Raw genomic sequence first — 17,160 nt, forward strand, 5'->3', positions numbered from 1 at the left:
AAATGGAGAATAGCGCAGTGCGTATCGCGCAAGAAACCCAAAAAAATAAAGTGTCTCCAAAACGTCACAACGGTAAAAAGTCCTTTGGTATCAAGCAATTGCGAAATTATTGCAATTGCGGGAATAAAGGCGAATTGACTCGCTGAGATTGTTGTGAGAATTGGGGATCGTAGTGTCGGCGGGGCGTAAGGTGGCGGTTTCGAGGCGAAAAAGCACGATGCCAAACGTTTGCGCGCGATGTTTCGGTGCCTTGTCGCGAGCGCATCCCGTCGATACGGCGGCGAATGCGTCGATTGATTAAGGGAAAACCCCGAGAGGTTCGAGTGGGGCGAATCCGGGGCGATTCACCCGTCACCGAATCAGGACGAGATGGGCGGTTGCGGGGGAGATGGCGGGTTCGATTGCGCCAATCGCGCCTCGGCGCGAGCGTGTTCGGCGTCGCCGCGGGCCGCCGCGAATTCGGCGCCGAGCAGCAGCACCGCCGCCGAGAAATACAGCCACATCAGCAATACCGCGAGCGAGCCGGCCGCGCCGAACGCACTGGCGGTACCCGCATGCGCAAGGTAAATCGCGAACAGCTTCTTGCCCGCCGAAAACAGCACGGCCGATACGACGCCGCCGGTCAGCGCATCGCGCCGCGTGACATGTGCGTCCGGCAGGAATTTCAACAGCGCGGCGAACGCGCAGGCAAGAATCGCGATGCCGACCGTGAACTGGATCACGTTGCCTATCACGACGAAACGCGTCGTGCCCCACAGCCATTTGCCGACGATCGTGATCGCCGTGTCGAGCAGCAGCGACACGATCAGCAGGAAGGCCACGCCCAGCACCAGACCGAACGAGATCAAGCGCACCCGCACCAACCCGAACATCGACGACCAGCGCTTTTCGCTGGTCGGCCACACGATGCCGAGCGCCGTGTTCAGCGACGAAAACGTGGCCGATGCGCCGATCGCCAGCATGGCGAACGAAATCGCGGCGGCGACCCCGCCGTTGCTGTCGCGCCGATGCGCGTTCTCGACGATGGTCTGCACGCCGGCGGCCGCCTCGTTGCCGATCAGGCTGTGAACCTGGTTGAACACTTCGCCGCGAGCGGCGTCCGCGCCGAAGAACCAGCCGGCCACGGCGATCACCATTACCAGCATCGGCGCCAGTGAAAACGCGGAATAGAACGCGATGCTCGCGGCCATCGTCGTGCAGTGGTCGTTCGAGAAGCGTTTGAACGCGTCGAGCGCCCAGTTCACGTTGGTCTTGACGAGCTTTTGCGGTGGTTGCGAGAGCAGGGGCTTCATGGGCTTGAGCGCGGGGCGCGGCGAGCGCGCCTGAAAAGTTGTTTTGCTATCGGACGCATTCTGTCCCGAAAAGTTTATTCGATCGGGGGCGAAACCGGCCGCGTCATGAGCATAGGCCATCGAGGCGAAGCACGGGCGAAACACGGGCGGCCGGTACAAGGCAGCCGGTCGCCCATTTGGCGCGCAAACGCCGTGCCCGCGCTCGGTGCGGTAGGGCGCGGCGGCTCGCGCCCCGAAACCGTGCGAATGCCGGTAAGCTGCGGGATTGATTTCGCGCATGCCAACCGATCCTACCGATCATGACCGACGTATCCCCCCGACATCCGAACCCGATTCGCTGTGAAATCGATCTCGACGCCGATGGCAAGCACGCGGGCTATCTGCGCCTGCCGCATTCGGTGCACCGTTCCGCATACGGCTGGCTGCCGGTGCCGGTCGCGTCGATTCGCAACGGCGAGGGGCCGGTGGTGCTGGTGATGTCGGGCAATCACGGCGACGAATACGAAGGGCAGATCCTCACCTCGCGGCTGATTCGCGAGTTGGAGGCCGAGCAGGTGCGCGGCCAGATCATCGTGCTGCCGATGGCCAATTACCCGGCCGCCGAGGCCGGATTGCGCACGTCGCCGCTCGACGGCGGCAACCTGAACCGCACCTTCCCCGGCGATCCTGCCGGCACACCCACGCAAATCATTGCCGACTATATCGAGCACGTGTTGCTGGCGCGTGCCGATTACCTCGTCGATCTGCATTCGGGCGGCAGCTCGCTGCTGTATCACGGCGGCAACCTGATCGCGCTCGAACCGCGCGACGCCGACGAGGCGCGGCACGTGAAGGCGGTGTTGAGCGCGTTCGGCATGCCGCGCGCGTACCTCACCGCGCCGAACCCCACCTATGCATCGGCCGCCGCGCGCCGTCAGGGCGCGATCTCGATCCTGACCGAACTGGGCGGCGCCGGCATGACCGATGCCACGCTGCTGCGCCAGGGCTGGCAGGGCTTGCTCAACTTCCTCGGCTTCATCGGCGCGGTGCACGGCCCGCTGGTGCCGGACGGCCCGCCCGCCGTCACGCGCTTTATGAGCACGAGCGGCCCGAGTCATTTCGTGTTCGCCTACGAGCAGGGTGTCTACGAGCCGCTCGTCGAGCTTGGCGATGTGGTGCGCGAAGGGCAGCCCGCCGCGCGCATCCATTTCCCCGATACGCCGCTGCGCGAGCCGGTCGTGCATGTGTTCGAGGCGAACGGCGAGGTGGTGTGTCGCCGCGTGCCCGCGCAAACCCAGCGCGGCGATTGCCTGTTCCAGATTGCGGAGCCGCGCGACGCGCAGTGAGGCTGTGGGGCGTTTCGAATCGGCAGGCCGGCGCATTGTCGCCGGCCTGTTTGTTTTTGGCCGCCTTAATGGCTCGTTATGTTTTTATATATACAACGAGACCGACTGAAATCAATCGCATTCGTCGCGAATTGAATGTCAAACGATGTGGAGAATCGTTAAATCGGCGTGGGGCGTTATGTATTTAAAAATACAGCGAAGGGGGTGAAATTCGCTGAAATCCTTTGTCGACAAGGGTTTGAAGGCGGCGGTGCGCATGCAGGCCGATGTCCGGGGCCATGAATTCGTGTCGATCCGACTTTCCATCGGCAACGCCATTTCCTATAAACAAAATGGCGTAATGTTGATTTTTTCGACATGCGACCGTGGAGTGGACGGCGTAAAATCGTCGTGCAATTCCGTCGTCATACGAATTACGTTCCTCAATACCTCCTCGCCGAGACCACCATGCTCCACATGTCCCGGCGCCAGTTCTTGAAGGTGACCGCGTCTACGCTCGCCGGATCGAGTCTCGCCCTGCTGGGATTCTCGCCCGACGACGCTCTCGCGGAAGTTCGCCAATACAAGCTGGCGCGCAGCGTCGAAACCCGTAACACCTGCCCGTATTGCTCGGTCGGTTGCGGCATTCTCATGTACTCGCTCGGAGACGGCGCCAAGAACGCCAAATCGAGCATCATCCACATCGAAGGCGATCCCGACCACCCGGTCAATCGCGGCACGCTGTGCCCGAAGGGCGCGAGCCTGATCGACTTCATCCACAGCCCGAGCCGGCTCACGCAGCCCGAATACCGCGCGCCCGGTTCCGACAAGTGGGAACCGATCTCGTGGGACGCGGCGCTCGACCGCATCGCGAAGCTGATGAAGGAAGATCGCGACGCGAATTTCGTCGAAACCTCGGACGATGGCAAGAAGGTCAACCGGTGGCTGACCACCGGCATGCTGGCCGCCTCGGCCGGCAGCAACGAAGTCGGCTATCTGACGCACAAAACCATCCGCAGCATGGGGATGCTCGCATTCGACAACCAGGCACGTGTCTGACACGGCCCGACGGTGGCAGGTCTTGCCCCGACGTTTGGCCGCGGCGCGATGACGAACCATTGGGTCGACATCAAGAACGCAGACATCATCCTGGTCATGGGCGGCAATGCAGCCGAAGCCCATCCTTGCGGGTTCAAATGGGTCACGGAAGCGAAGGCGCACCGCAAGGCGCGGCTCGTGGTCGTGGATCCGCGCTTCACGCGCACGGCATCGGTGGCGGATTACTACGCGCCGATTCGTACCGGCACGGACATCGCATTCCTCGGCGGGGTGATCAACTACCTGCTGACGAACGACAAGATCCAGCACGAGTACGTCAAGAATTACACGGATTTCCCGTTCATCGTCCGTGACGATTTCGCGTTCAACGACGGAATCTACTCGGGCTACAGCCCCGACACGCACACCTATCCCGACAAATCGACGTGGGATTACGAGCGTGGCGACGATGGCTTCGCGAAGGTCGATCCAACCCTTTCGCATCCGCGCTGCGTCTACAACCTGCTCAAGCAGCACTATTCGCGCTACACGCCCGAGATGGTCGAGCGCATCTGCGGTACGCCGAAGGACAAGTTCCTCAAGGTGTGCGAGATGCTGGCCAGCACGGCGGTGCCCGGCCGCGCCGGCACGATCCTCTACGCGCTCGGCTGGACGCACCATTCGGTCGGCGCGCAGATCATCCGCACCGGCGCGATGGTGCAACTGCTGCTCGGCAACGTCGGCATCGCCGGCGGCGGCGTGAACGCGCTGCGCGGGCACTCGAACATCCAGGGGCTGACCGACCTCGGCCTGATGTCGAACCTGCTGCCGGGCTACATGACTTTGCCGTCGCAGGCCGAGCAGGATTACGAGGCCTACATCGCGAAGCGCGCCTCGCAGCCGCTGCGGCCGAACCAGCTCAGCTACTGGAAGAACTACCGCGCGTTCTTCGTCAGCTTCATGAAGTCGTGGTGGGGCGATGCGGCTACCGCCGAGAACAACTTCGGCTACGACTACCTGCCGAAGCTCGACAAACCGTACGACCTGCTGCAAACCATCGAGCTGATGGCCCAGGGCAAGATGAACGGTTATATCTGCCAGGGTTTCAATCCGCTGGCGGCAGCACCAGCGAAGGCGAAGACGGCGGTAGCGCTCGGCAAGCTCAAATGGCTCGTGGTGATGGACCCGCTCGCCACCGAAACCTCCGAATTCTGGAAGCCGCACGACGATTTCAACGTCGTCGATCCGGCCGCCGTGAAGACGGAAGTGTTCCGGCTGCCGACGACCTGCTTCGCCGAGGAACGCGGCTCGCTCGTCAATTCGGCCCGCGTGCTGCAATGGCACTGGCAGGGCGCGGACGGCCCGGGCGAAGCACGCAGCGACCTCGAGATCATGTCGGGCCTGTTCCTGCGCATGCGCGAGGCCTACAAGAAGGACGGCGGCAAGTTCCCCGATCCGATCGTGAACCTGACCTGGCCGTACGCAAACCCGGAAAGCCCCACGCCGGAAGAACTGGCGATGGAGTTCAACGGCCGTGCGCTGGTCGATCTGACGGACGCCAAGGATCCGACCAAGGTGCTCGTCAAGCGCGGCGAGCAACTGGCCGGCTTCGCGCAACTGAAGGACGACGGCTCGACCGCGAGCGGCTGCTGGATCTTCTGCGGCGCGTGGACGGCGGCAGGCAACCAGATGGGGCGGCGCGACAATTCGGATCCGACCGGCATCGGCCAGACGCTCGGCTGGGCCTGGGCCTGGCCGGCGAACCGGCGCATTCTGTACAACCGCGCCTCGTGCGACCCGGCCGGCAAGCCGTTCGATCCGACCCGCGAGCTGGTCGGCTGGAACGGCCGCGCCTGGGGCGGCGCCGACGTGCCCGATTTCAAGGTGGATGAACCACCTGAAAACGGCATGGGGCCGTTCATCATGAATCCGGAAGGCGTGGCGCGCTTCTTCGCCCGCGACGGCATGAACGAAGGCCCGTTCCCCGAGCACTACGAGCCGTTCGAAACGCCGTTGGCCGCGAACCCGTTCCACCCCGGCAACCCGCGAGCGCTGAACAACCCGGCCGCCCGCGTGTTCCCGGACGACCGGGCCGCGCTCGGCAAGCCGGACAAGTTCCCGCACACGGCCACCACCTACCGCCTGACCGAGCACTTCCATTACTGGACGAAACACGCACGGCTGAATGCGATCGTGCAGCCGCAGCAGTTCGTCGAGATTTCGGAAGATCTCGCCAAGGAGGTGGGCGTGGTGCACGGCGACAGGGTCAAGGTGTCGTCGAATCGCGGCTACATCATCGCGGTGGCGGTCGTGACCAAGCGGATCAAGCCGCTGATGGTCGACGGGCGCAAGGTGCAGACGGTCGGCATTCCGCTGCACTGGGGCTTCAAGGGGCTGGCCAAGCCCGGCTATCTCGCCAATACCCTGACTCCGTCCGTGGGCGACGGCAACTCGCAGACACCGGAATTCAAGTCGTTCCTGGTGAATGTCGAAAAGGCATAAAGGGGAAACGAGATGGCATTGCAATCGCTGGACATCAAACGGCTGTCCGCCACCACCACGCCGCCGCCCACGGCGCGGGACCCGGTCACGGGCACCGTCGCCAAGCTGATCGACGTATCGAAATGCATCGGCTGCAAGGCGTGCCAGACGGCCTGCATGGAGTGGAACGACCTGCGCGACGAGATCGGCGAGAACGTCGGCGTCTACGACAATCCGGCCGACCTGACCGAGCATTCCTGGACGGTCATGCGGTTCTCGGAATACGAGAACCCGGCCGGCGACCTCGAGTGGCTGATCCGCAAGGACGGCTGCATGCACTGCGAGGATCCGGGCTGCCTGAAGGCCTGCCCGTCGCCGGGCGCGATCGTGCAGTACAACAACGGGATCGTCGATTTCCACGAGGAGAACTGCATCGGTTGCGGCTATTGCGTGACCGGCTGCCCGTTCAACATCCCGCGGATCTCCAAGACCGATCACCGCGCGTACAAGTGCACGTTGTGCTCCGATCGCGTGGCGGTGGGCCAGGAGCCGGCCTGCGTGAAGACCTGCCCGACCGGGGCGATCATGTTCGGCACCAAGGAGGACATGAAGCAGCAGGCGGCCGACCGGATCGTCGACCTCAAGGATCGCGGGTTCGCCAACGCGGGGCTGTACGACCCGCAGGGCGTGGGCGGCACGCACGTGATGTACGTGCTTCACCACGCGGACAAGCCGACGCTGTACCACGGCCTGCCCGAGAATCCGTCGATCAGCCCGTTCGTGAAGCTCTGGAAGGGCATCGCCAAGCCGCTCGCGATGGCCGGGATTGCGCTGACCGCGCTGGCCGGGTTCTTCCACTACACGCGGGTCGGTCCGAACGAGGTGACGGAGGGCGAGGAGGCTGCTGCCCGGGACGAAGCACGCCGGATCAAGGAGGACGTGAAATGAGCCACGACGACCCGAACCTGATCGTCCGCTACTCGGCGAACGAGCGCTCGAACCACTGGATCACCGCCATCACGTTCGTGCTGCTCGCGCTGTCGGGGCTGGCGCTGTTTCACCCGTCGATGTTCTGGCTGACCGCGCTGTTCGGCGGTGGCCAGTGGACGCGCATTCTGCATCCGTTCGCCGGTGTCGTGATGTTCGTGTCGTTCATCATCATGGTGGTGCGCTACTGGCACCACAACCTGATCGACGCCGACGACCGCCGGTGGATGATGCAGATCGGCGACGTGCTGAACAACCGCGAGGAGAACCTGCCGCCGGTCGGGCGCTACAACGCCGGGCAGAAGCTGCTGTTCTTCACGCTGGTGTGCTGCCTGCTGGTGTTGCTGCTGTCGGGTGTGGTGATCTGGCGGCGGTATTTCTCGATCTATTTCCCGATCGAGGTGATCCGTCTCGCGGCGCTGGCCCATGCGGCGGCGGCCTTCGTGCTGATCGCCAGCATCATTACCCACATCTATGCGGCGCTGTGGGTGAAGGGCTCGATCGGCGCGATGGTGCGCGGCACCACCACGCTTGGCTGGGCGAGAAAGCATCATCCGAAATGGTTCCGCCAGACCGTCAAGGAATCGAGGCGCACGCGTTAGCGCGGCGTTCCGGTGCATTGAGGTCGGCACGCGAAGGCCATCCCTCGGGATGGCCTTTTTCATTCGGTTTCACCTTGCAGTGAATCAAATTTCATCGGCTGTTTTCGGCGTCGATTCGTGCCTGCATGCTAGTTTAGCGTCCTCGGTTTTCATTCACCGCGTTGCCGTTCAAGGCGGTTGCAATGCGTGAAATGTGAAAAGAGTCGCACTGAATTGCTAACGATGATTTGGCGCGATATTTTGTTGTGCGACTCGCTTCCCATGTGCTTTCCTTGCGCGGTCGCGTCCTGCCAAAGCCATTCGTCCCGATGTCTTCCTCCGATCTAACGCGTTGCGCGAGCTGTGTTCGCCTATTCGGGCGATTCCTGGCCTCGCATTGGCGAATGCTTGCAGGAAGCTGTATTCTTCACGGCGATGATGCATCAGCCTCCGCCGCCAAGCCGGCTCGCGGGCCGGCGTGCATTTCCGATCGGTCAACCCTTTCGCAGCGGCTGCCGCGTCCCGCGCAGGCTGGTGGCGGCAGCCGATTCCGGCGCGCAAATCGCGGCGCCGGTCAGACAGTTTCAGGTGATTCTCGTGACACAACGCATACTCGACCCGAATGACATCACGGCCCTCGATCATTCGGCGATTCCCCGCTTTCGTCTGCCCGAGCGCGCGAGCGCCTTTGCCGAGCGCGCCGCGCGCCTGCGCAAGCTGGCCGACCTCAATCCGATCTCGGGCTATCTGCGCCTGATGGCGACGCTGGCCGACGCGCAGCATGCGGTGCTCGGCACGCTCGACGCGCCGTTGCCCGATGCCGACGCGATCCGTCACGCGCAAACCCATTCGATGCCGATCCTGCCCGCCATGACGGGCACACGCGATCCGCGCTGGCGCGACGTGCTGCAACGCCTGCTCGACAGCGTCGAACAGGGCGGCCTGGTCACGCCGCCGCTCGCCAAGCTGATCGACGCGCTGCGCCTGAAAACCGCCGAGCAGCTCGACGCGCAGGCCGATGCGATCGTCGCGCTGCGCGTGGCCGAAGTGGAGCCGGCCTCCGCGCCGTTCATCGCGGCCGCGCTGCAGGTGGTCTGGACCGATCTCGCCTCGCGCGTGCAGCCCGCCGACGTGCCGTATCTCGATCAACCCGGCCTGTGCCCCGTGTGCGGCTCGCATCCGGTCGCGAGCGTGATCCGCATCGGCGGCAAGTATCAGGGCTATCGCTTCCTGCAATGCTCGCTGTGCACGAGCGAATGGCACATGGTGCGCACCAAATGTTCGCACTGCGATTCAACCAAGGGCATCGCGTATCACGGCATCGAAGGCGGCAGCGAGGCGATCAAGGCCGAATCCTGCGACGAATGCCACACCTATCGGAAGATCGGCTATCAGGACAAGGATTTCGCGTTCGAGCCGCTGGCCGACGATCTCGCCAGCCTCACGCTCGATCTGCTGATGAACGAGGCCGGCTACCGGCGCAGTTCGCCGAATCCGCTGCTGTGGCCTGAACTGCCGTCGTCCGACGCGTGAACGGAGAGGCGCCCTTGAGCGATACCGGCGTCAACGACCTGAACGCGCGTCTCGCGCGCGCGCCGTCCGTCGATCGCGTGCTGTCGTCGTCGGCCGTGTTGCCGCTCGTCGAGGCGCATGGCCGCACTCGTGTGCTGGCTGCCGTGCGCGCCTCGTTGGACGCATGGCGCGAGACGGTGCGGCGTGATCCGGCAAGCGCCGCCACGCCCGACGAGGCCGGCATCGCCGCCGACGTGCGCGCCCGGCTCGCGGCTGCCGACGCGAGCGCGATGCGGGCCGTCTTCAACCTGACCGGCACGGTCCTGCACACCAACCTGGGTCGCGCGCTGCTGCCCGACGAGGCCGTGCAGGCCGTGATGGCCGCGCTGACGCGGCCGATGAACCTCGAATTCGATCTGGAAACGGGCCGCCGCGGCGATCGCGACGACCTGATCGACGCGCTGATCTGCGAGCTGACGGGCGCCGAGGCGGCCACTGTCGTCAACAACAACGCGGCGGCCGTGCTGCTCACCTTGTCCGCGCTCGCCGTGCGCAAGGAGGTGGTGGTGTCGCGCGGCGAGCTGGTGGAGATCGGCGGCGCGTTCCGGATTCCCGACATCATGAGCCGCGCCGGCGCGCGGCTGCGCGAGGTCGGCACCACCAATCGCACCCACGCGCGCGACTACGCCGAGGCGATCGGCCCGCGCACCGCGCTGCTGATGAAGGTTCACTGCAGCAACTACGCGATTACCGGCTTCACGCGCGAAGTGACGATCGACGAACTCGCGCCGATCGGCCGCGAGCGTGGCGTGCCGGTGGCGGTCGATCTCGGCAGCGGCACGCTCGTCGATCTCGCGCAATGGGGGCTGCCGCACGAGCCCACCGTGCGCGACACGATCGCGGCCGGCGCGGATCTCGTCACGTTCAGCGGCGACAAATTGCTCGGCGGCCCGCAGGCGGGCTTGATCGTCGGATCGCGCGAGCTTGTCGCGAAAATCAAGAAGCATCCGCTCAAGCGCGCGTTGCGAGTCGGCAAGCTGACGCTCGCGGCGCTCGAACCGGTGCTGCGGCTTTACCGTGCGCCCGAATTCCTGCGCGAACGGCTGACCACGCTGCGCCTGCTCACGCGTGCGCAGGCCGAGATCGCCGACACCGCGCAGCGCATGCTGCCGGCCATGCAGCGGGCGGTGGGCGAGGCCTTTGTCGTCAGCGCCGAGCCGATGTTCAGCCAGATCGGCAGCGGGGCCTTGCCGGTGGACGTGCTGCCGAGCTATGGGCTCGTGATGCGGCTCGCCTCGGGCAAGCGCGCCGGGCGCGCGCTCGGTCAGCTCGAAGCACGGCTGCGGGCGCTGCCGCGGCCCGTCATCGGCCGGATTGCCGACGACGCCCTGCGGCTCGACCTGCGCTGCCTCGAAGCCGGCGACGAGCCGGCCTTCGCGGCACAACTCGCGGCCGGAGATGCACGCTCATGATCGTCGGGACCGCCGGCCATATCGATCATGGCAAGACCACGCTGGTGCGCGCGCTGACGGGCGTCGACACCGATCGCCTCAAGGAAGAGAAGGCGCGCGGCATCTCGATCGAGCTCGGTTATGCGTACACGCCGCTCGACAACGGCGAGGTGCTCGGCATGATCGACGTGCCGGGCCATGAGCGGCTCGTGCATACGATGGCGGCCGGCGCGTGCGGGATCGATGTCGCGCTGCTGGTCATCGCCGCCGACGACGGCGTGATGCCGCAAACACGCGAGCATCTGGCGATCCTCGAATTGCTCGGCGTCACGCACGGCATCGTTGCATTGACCAAATGCGATCGCGTGGATGCCGCGCGCCGCGCGCAGGTATCGGACGAGATTCGCGCGTGGCTCGATGCCACGGCGCTGGCCGGTGCGCCGATCGTCGAAACCTGCGCGACGCAGCCCGGCGACCCGGGCGTCGCGGCGCTCGGCGCGGCGTTGCGCGAGCTGGCCGCGCAGTGGCGCGCGCGGCGCGACGACGGGTTGTTCCGGCTCGCCGTCGATCGCGTGTTCACGCTGGCCGGGCAGGGCACCGTCGTGACCGGCACCGCGTTCGCGGGGCGGGTTGGCGTGGGCGAGACGCTCAACGTTGCGCGCACCGGCGAGCCGGTCCGCGTGCGCGGCCTGCATGCGCAGAACCGGCCTGCCGAAATCGGCCATGCCGGCGAGCGCTGCGCGCTGAATCTGGCCGGCATCGACAAGGCGGCGCTGTCGCGCGGCGACGTGATCGCCGACGCGCGGCTCGCCGCCACTTCACCGCGTATCGACGTCGAACTGAGCCTGCTGGCCGATGCCGATCTGACGCTCGCGCACTGGTCGCCGCTGCATGTGCATCTGGGCACGCAGCACCATGTGGCGCACGTCGCGCCGATCGACATCGATACGCTGGCGGCCGGCCAGCGCGGGCGTGTGCAACTCGTGTTCGACGTGCCGGTGTTCGCGATGCCGGGCGACCGCTTCATCGTGCGCAACGCCCAGGCGACGCGCACCGTGGGCGGCGGCCGCGTGCTCGATCCGTTCGGCCCTACGCACAAGCGGCGTGCGCCGGCGCGGCTGGCGTGGCTCGGCGCGATTGCCGCGTGGCTCGACGAAGGGCGCATCGATGCGCTGCTCGACGAGGCGCCGCTCGGCCTGCCGATCGCCACGCTGATGCACCTGACCGGCTTGCCGGCCGAGCGGTTGCCGCTGCCGGAAAACGCCGTGGTGGTGCCGGGCACCGATGGCCCGCGCGCGATCGCACCGCGCCGCCGCGCGGCGTTCCGCGCGCGCGTGATCGAGGTGCTGGCGGCGTTCCACGAGCGCTCGCCCGACGAGCCAGGCCCCGATCTCGACCGCTTGCGCCGGATGGCGTTGCCGTTGGCCGACGCCGCTTTGTGGCGTGCGCTGATCGAGACGATGGCGGGCGAGGGCAGCCTCGTGCGCGAGGGGCGCTGGGTGCGCCTGGTCACGCATACCGCGAGCCTCGATCCGGCCGACGAGACGCTCGCGCAGCGCCTGCTGCCGCTGATCGCGGCCGGCCGTTTCGATCCGCCGTGGGTGCGTGATCTGGCCGCCGCGACCGGCGCGCCGGAAGACGCCGTGCGCGTGCTGCTGCGCAAGCTGGCGCGGCGCGGCGACGTGCATCAGGTGGTGCGCGACCTGTTCTACGACAAGGCGGTGGTGGCGAAGTTGGCGCAGCTTGTGACTGGGCTGGCGGCGGGGTGCACGGGCGGTGTGGATGCCGCTACGTTTCGCGATGGCACGGGGCTGGGCCGCAAGCGCGCGATCCAGATTCTCGAGTTCTTCGATCGCGTTGGGTATACTCGCTTTCACCGCGACCGGCATTTGCTGCGCGCCGAAGGTTCGGCGGTGGAGTCGGGTTGATTGCGGTGGCAAGTGCTGCTTCAGGTTTCAGCTTCAAGTTCGCGGAAGGCATTCGTATCCGGTGGTGCGGCCAGACTTCAAATCTGGTTGGGGACGTCAAACGTTCCTGGGTTGGTTCGACTCCAGCTGCCTTCCGCCACAAGGCTTTGCGGGGTTTCCCGTTTCGGAATTTCGCCCCATTCGTGTTCCGCAAAATATGCGCTGTTCCGCAAAAGAGATCAGCGCGTCGGTTTTTGACTCCGCACCGCGTTTGCCGGTATTCCTCGATCAACCCCTTTGTTTGCGCGTCGCCACACACACGAAGGCACTCGACAAGCGGACTTGTCAGGCCGGTTCGTAGTGCGGAATCTTCTCCAGTTCTTCCGCCAGGCGGTCTTTGGCTGTCGCGGTGTCGTGGTCGAGTTGCAGGCCTGTCCAGAATTCATCGCTCGTCCCGAAGTAGCGGGATAGGCGCAGGCCGGTATCGACAGTCACGGCGCGCTTGCCGGCGATGATTTCACCGATGCGGATCTGTGTGACGCCGATGTCCTTGGCGAGCCGGTAGGCGGTGATCCCCATCGGGGTCAGGAATTCCTCCTGAAGGATCTCGCCCGGAGTCGGATATTTGACTTCGCGTGGCATGGTGTTTTCTCCAGTCAATCAGTGGTAATCGACGATCTCGACGTCGGACACGGTGCCGTTTTCGAACTTGAAGCACACGCGCCACTGGTCATTGATGCGAATGCTGAACTGGCCCTTGCGGTTACCTTTGAGTGCTTCGAGCCGGTTGTTCGGCGGGATGCGCAAGTCATTCACGTTCGCCGCACGCTGGAGCATCGCAAGCTTGCGCATGGCAACCGTCTCGATGTCGGCGAATCGCGCTACGCGCTTGCCAGCGAACATCTCCGCGGTGTCGGGGCATTTGAAGTCCGAGATCATGAGGTAAATGCTATCGCGTGGCGGTAGTGTCGTCAAACGATATTAATCAGACTGCAGCCACCCTTGGCGATGTTTTCTTCGTTTCCCGGATCGGTTCGACTCCCGCTGCCTTCCGCCACCCCACTCATCCCCCCACCCCCTCCCAAAACCCCCGCCGATCCACCGCTTCCGGCAACGCCTCCCCAATCCTTGTCCGAAACACCGCCGTATCCGCCCCCACTGCCGCGCGTTGCGCCACGATGCGCGCGATCGGCCCGATATGTGTCGCGAGCCGCCGCGCGGTGCGTTCCACCAACGCCGGATCGACAGCCGCCACCGCCGCCACCGTCGTACCCAGCCCGCCGCCATCGCGCCGCGCCGCCCGCACGGACGTAATCCCCGATGCCGTCGCATCGCGCGCCAACAGCGCCGCGAACGCATGCCGCGCCGCATCGTCGGGCAGATGCCGCGCCAGTTCGGCGGCCAGCCCGTGCGAATCGGTGGCATGCGCCGCCGCGCGCCGCACCAGCCGCGACGCCACCGGGCCGACATGGCTCGCGAGTTGCCGCTCGATCCGCGACAAAAATTCCGCGGGCCAATCGGGCACGTGCGCAGGCGCGCTCGCCAGATCGGGCGGCGCCAGCGCCTGCCGCGCGAGCGGCACGGCCACCACCGTCTGATCGGGATCGCGCGGCGCGGCCAGCGTGTCGAGCAGCGCCAGCAGTTCGACGCGCCAGCCGTGCGCCGACGCATGACGCTCCGCCGGCGCCTTCGCCAGCGCCTTCAGCACCATCGCATCGAGCACGGCCGGCAAGCCCGGCACGCATGACGAAGGCGCGGGCGGCATCGCGGTCAGCACCTGATGCATCGCCGCCGCCGACGAACCCGAAAACGGACAACGCCCCGTCAGCATTTCGTAGAGCACCACGCCGGCGGAAAACAGGTCGCTGCGCGCATCGACCTCGGCCCCGGCATATTGTTCGGGCGACATGTAGTTCGGCGTCCCGATCATCATGCCGGCCTGCGTCAGCCGGCCGGTATCGAGCTGGGCAATGCCGAAATCGGTGATCTTGCATTCGCCGCGCGGCGCGATCAGCAGGTTGGCGGGCTTGATGTCGCGATGGACCACCCCGGCTTCGTGCGCATAGGCGAGCGCGTCGAGCAACTGGCTGAACCACACCAGCACGCGCGGCAGCGGCATCACGGTGCCGCTGGCGGCATGCTGCGCGAGCCGGGCGGCGAGTGTCTCGCCGCGCACGTATTCGAGCGACATGAACGCGACGCCGTCGGCCTCGCCGTAGTCGAACACGCCGACGATATGCGGATGCACGAGCCGTCCGGCCGCGCGCGCCTCGTTGATGAAGCGCGCCGGCAGCTCGGCCTCGGCGGCCGCGCCGCTGGTGTCGTGCAGCAGCTCGGTGCGGATCGTCTTCAGCGCGACCTGCCGCTGGATATGCGGATCGGTGGCGAGATAGACGGTGCCCATCGCGCCCCGGCCGAGCACGCGCTCGACCTGGTAGCGGCCGATCCGCAGCGGCAGCGCCTCGGTGCGCGCGATCATGGCCGCGAGCCGGGCGGGGCGGTGTCGCCCGCGCCGGTTTCGTCGAGGATCTCGAACGCGGTCACGAGGCTGGTGCGCATGCGGCCGAACGAGACGGCCAGCGAGGCGATCTCGTCGCTGCCACGGGTGGGCAACGCCACCTCGCCGAGCTGGCCGAGGCTCACCTCGTCGGCCGCGCGCGACAGCGCCTGCAAGCGCCGCGTGACGAGCAGATGCACCATCACGTTCAGCACGATCAGCACCACCGCGAACACCACGCTCAACGCCGCCATGAAGCTGCGCCACAGCGCGCGGCCTCGCGCGATCGATTCGGACATCGGCACCGACACGAACTCCGCGCCGATCACGTCGTTCATCTTCCAGCCGAAGCCGTTGGCGGGGCCGTACTTCTCCAGCATGGTGCGCGGCGCGGCGGCGGGCGTGCTGTGGCACTGCATGCAGCTCGAATCGGTGATGCGGCTCGGCCGCGCAAGGAACAGCAGATGTTCGCCGCCGGGCGTGCGGCGCTGCCCGGTCACTTCCTGCAAGGCCGGCTGATCGTGCAGATGCGCAATCACTTCGGCCTCCCAATCGCTGGGCCGGTCGCGCGGGTTGGTCGGGTTGACCATGGTCGAGCGGTACGAGAAGTTCGGAAACGTGCCTTGCAGCGTGTTGAGCATCTCGATCGCCGAGAACGCCGGCACCGATTCGGGCACGAAGGAATACTGGATCTGCGTCGACAGCAGCGGCGTGATGTGCTGCGCCGTGTAGTTCTGCATCGCTTCGGCCGCGCTCATCAGCACGTTGGCGTCGTGGCGCGTTTCGTCGAGCGCCTGCTGTTGCAGCACGCGGTCGGCGACGATGCCGGCCGCGGTCAGGCCGATCGCGAAGATCGCGACGAACACGAGGTTGAACTTGATGGCGAGTGACAGCTTCATGGGTGGCCGGAGAGCGAGGGGTAGACGGAGATCGGCTTGAGAAGCGGGCGCGGCGGTGGAAACACCAGCGCGCGCCAGTCGGGCAGCGCATCGACGTGCTGCTTCACCTCGGCACGAAACGCCGGGTCCGACAGCCGCGAACGGAAGCGCGTCGCGAACCGCGTGGCCGGATCGGTGCGCACGGCGAGCGCGCTGTCGAGCCAGTCGGCCACATCGGCATAAGTCACCGGGCGCAGGCCGCGCGCGGGCGTGCCGTGCGTGGCGGCCGGCATCGGCAGCGGGCGCAGCGCGTCGCGGAAGCCCACCGGCATCGCGGCCACGAAGGCCGGGTCGGGGCCGCGCGACAGCGGCAGCGTCGCCCCCTGGCGCGGATGGCTGGCGTAGGCGGCGCCTTGCGCATCGATATGGATGACTGACGATTTGCCATGCGGCGTGCCGAGCGTGACCACCTGCGCCGCGCCGCGTTCGCAGAACACGGCGTCCACGCCGCCGCTGCCGGGCGCGGAGGCGATCACGAGCGCGGTGGCGTTGGCCGGCACGATGCGCGTGTCGGCCGTCTCGACCACCGGCGCGGCGCAGCCCGCGCCATTCCCCGTACACGCCCGCACCAGCTTGAGCCAGCCGCGCAGCAGCGCGACGTGCGCATCGCGCGTCAGCATCGCACGCGTGCCGGGGCCGAACGCGAGCAGGTTGCCGTTCCCATCCTGAAGCTGGATCGCGCTGTCGGGCGGCGTCTCGACGATGTCGTCCGGCGCAAAGCGCTGGCCCGCCTGCGCCGTATACAGGCTGGCCGCGTGGATCGCCGTGACGGGCGCGCCCGACGGCTCGGCGCGCACCAGCGTCCAGTCGGCCCGCGCGAGCGGCGCGATAGCGAGCAACACCAGCGGCGCGAGCCGCAGCGCCGTATTGCCTGCCATCCGTTCGAAGGTTCCTGAAAGTTTCATGACGTGCGATGCAGTGAATCCGCGCCCGGTTGACGCGCGGGTACTGACTGAACAGCCGGCCGCGCCGGTTTATTCCATCGGCGTGCGATGTGACGAAAAGCGCCGAAAAGCATGCGTTGCACCCCGCCACGGAATATCCGGCGCTTCCCGGGTGTTCTGATTCACGCAACCCGGCACGCAGGCCACGCGGGTTCGGCCGAGTGAAAAAAAGTGGAATAGACGGCGAGCCTGCGTTGTTCTGTGAACGTGGACGACGGTCGCGGCACG

General features: G+C 66.2%; 13 protein-coding genes and 1 tRNA gene. 8 read left to right on the forward strand and 6 right to left on the reverse strand.

Annotation, left to right across the window (positions count from 1 at the left end):
- Window positions 1-359 precede the first annotated feature (359 nt).
- Window positions 360-1,292 (reverse strand): YihY/virulence factor BrkB family protein, encoded by a 933-nt coding sequence (locus AB4850_RS05630; RefSeq protein WP_414441971.1) that lies wholly within the window; start codon window positions 1,290-1,292, stop codon window positions 360-362.
- Window positions 1,293-1,591: 299 nt separating this feature from the next.
- On the opposite strand from AB4850_RS05630, the gene AB4850_RS05635 reads away from it, so the two are divergent.
- From AB4850_RS05635 to AB4850_RS05670, 8 genes are all read left to right on the forward strand, one after another.
- A complete protein-coding gene (locus AB4850_RS05635) occupies window positions 1,592-2,617 on the forward strand; it encodes a succinylglutamate desuccinylase/aspartoacylase family protein (protein ID WP_414441616.1) in 1,026 nt (341 codons plus the stop codon).
- Between the two features lie 447 nt (window positions 2,618-3,064).
- Window positions 3,065-6,136 (forward strand): formate dehydrogenase-N subunit alpha, encoded by a 3,072-nt coding sequence (fdnG, locus tag AB4850_RS05640; protein WP_414441617.1) that lies wholly within the window; start codon window positions 3,065-3,067, stop codon window positions 6,134-6,136.
- Between the two features lie 12 nt (window positions 6,137-6,148).
- The gene (fdxH, locus tag AB4850_RS05645) at window positions 6,149-7,063 is read left to right on the forward strand and encodes a formate dehydrogenase subunit beta (RefSeq protein WP_414441618.1); all 915 of its coding nucleotides are present in this window, start codon (window positions 6,149-6,151) and stop codon (window positions 7,061-7,063) included.
- Entirely contained in the window at window positions 7,060-7,704 is a 645-nt protein-coding gene (locus tag AB4850_RS05650) for a formate dehydrogenase subunit gamma (RefSeq protein ID WP_414441619.1), read from the forward strand. The genes fdxH and AB4850_RS05650 overlap by 4 nt, the downstream gene beginning before the upstream one ends.
- A 576-nt stretch (window positions 7,705-8,280) precedes the next feature.
- On the forward strand, window positions 8,281-9,216 hold the full coding sequence (gene fdhE, locus AB4850_RS05655) for a formate dehydrogenase accessory protein FdhE (protein ID WP_414441620.1): 936 nt from the start codon (window positions 8,281-8,283) through the stop codon (window positions 9,214-9,216).
- 14 nt (window positions 9,217-9,230) lie between these two features.
- The gene (selA, locus tag AB4850_RS05660) at window positions 9,231-10,667 is read left to right on the forward strand and encodes an L-seryl-tRNA(Sec) selenium transferase (protein WP_414441621.1); all 1,437 of its coding nucleotides are present in this window, start codon (window positions 9,231-9,233) and stop codon (window positions 10,665-10,667) included.
- Window positions 10,664-12,574 (forward strand): selenocysteine-specific translation elongation factor, encoded by a 1,911-nt coding sequence (gene selB / locus AB4850_RS05665; RefSeq protein ID WP_414441622.1) that lies wholly within the window; start codon window positions 10,664-10,666, stop codon window positions 12,572-12,574. Before selA ends, selB begins: the two co-directional genes overlap by 4 nt.
- Before the next feature lie 43 nt (window positions 12,575-12,617).
- Window positions 12,618-12,713: transfer RNA gene (locus AB4850_RS05670), tRNA-Sec, on the forward strand.
- A gap of 185 nt (window positions 12,714-12,898) precedes the next feature.
- On the opposite strand, the gene AB4850_RS05675 is transcribed toward AB4850_RS05670, so the two are convergent.
- The 5 genes from AB4850_RS05675 to AB4850_RS05695 all read right to left on the reverse strand — a co-directional run bounded on the left by AB4850_RS05675 (window position 12,899) and on the right by AB4850_RS05695 (window position 16,893).
- A complete protein-coding gene (locus tag AB4850_RS05675; protein WP_414441623.1) occupies window positions 12,899-13,195 on the reverse strand; it encodes a HigA family addiction module antitoxin in 297 nt (98 codons plus the stop codon).
- A gap of 18 nt (window positions 13,196-13,213) precedes the next feature.
- Window positions 13,214-13,492, reverse strand: coding sequence for a type II toxin-antitoxin system RelE/ParE family toxin (locus tag AB4850_RS05680; protein ID WP_414441624.1), 279 nt, complete (start codon window positions 13,490-13,492; stop codon window positions 13,214-13,216).
- A 124-nt stretch (window positions 13,493-13,616) separates the two neighbouring features.
- Window positions 13,617-15,032, reverse strand: a complete 1,416-nt coding sequence (locus tag AB4850_RS05685) for a serine/threonine-protein kinase (RefSeq protein ID WP_414441625.1) — start codon at window positions 15,030-15,032, stop codon at window positions 13,617-13,619.
- Window positions 15,029-15,949: a DUF3365 domain-containing protein gene (locus AB4850_RS05690; protein ID WP_414441626.1), complete on the reverse strand. Its 921-nt coding sequence runs from the start codon at window positions 15,947-15,949 to the stop codon at window positions 15,029-15,031. The genes AB4850_RS05685 and AB4850_RS05690 overlap by 4 nt, the downstream gene beginning before the upstream one ends.
- Complete coding sequence (locus AB4850_RS05695) at window positions 15,946-16,893, reverse strand: hypothetical protein (protein ID WP_414441627.1); 948 nt, start codon at window positions 16,891-16,893, stop codon at window positions 15,946-15,948. The genes AB4850_RS05690 and AB4850_RS05695 overlap by 4 nt, the downstream gene beginning before the upstream one ends.
- Window positions 16,894-17,160: the final 267 nt, after the last annotated feature.

The sequence above is a fragment of the Burkholderia sp. 22PA0106 genome (genome assembly GCF_047497155.1).
Taxonomy (GTDB): domain Bacteria; phylum Pseudomonadota; class Gammaproteobacteria; order Burkholderiales; family Burkholderiaceae; genus Burkholderia.

Coding starts and splice junctions, on each gene's coding strand:
- fdxH (WP_414441618.1), top strand. CDS start 6,149: ATGGCATTGCAATCGCTGGACATCAAACGGCTGTCCGCCACCACCACG.
- AB4850_RS05680 (WP_414441624.1), bottom strand. CDS start 13,492: ATGATCTCGGACTTCAAATGCCCCGACACCGCGGAGATGTTCGCTGGC.
- AB4850_RS05690 (WP_414441626.1), bottom strand. CDS start 15,949: ATGAAGCTGTCACTCGCCATCAAGTTCAACCTCGTGTTCGTCGCGATC.
- AB4850_RS05695 (WP_414441627.1), bottom strand. CDS start 16,893: ATGAAACTTTCAGGAACCTTCGAACGGATGGCAGGCAATACGGCGCTG.
- AB4850_RS05675 (WP_414441623.1), bottom strand. CDS start 13,195: ATGCCACGCGAAGTCAAATATCCGACTCCGGGCGAGATCCTTCAGGAG.
- AB4850_RS05685 (WP_414441625.1), bottom strand. CDS start 15,032: ATGATCGCGCGCACCGAGGCGCTGCCGCTGCGGATCGGCCGCTACCAG.
- AB4850_RS05650 (WP_414441619.1), top strand. CDS start 7,060: ATGAGCCACGACGACCCGAACCTGATCGTCCGCTACTCGGCGAACGAG.
- AB4850_RS05630 (WP_414441971.1), bottom strand. CDS start 1,292: ATGAAGCCCCTGCTCTCGCAACCACCGCAAAAGCTCGTCAAGACCAAC.
- selB (WP_414441622.1), top strand. CDS start 10,664: ATGATCGTCGGGACCGCCGGCCATATCGATCATGGCAAGACCACGCTG.
- AB4850_RS05635 (WP_414441616.1), top strand. CDS start 1,592: ATGACCGACGTATCCCCCCGACATCCGAACCCGATTCGCTGTGAAATC.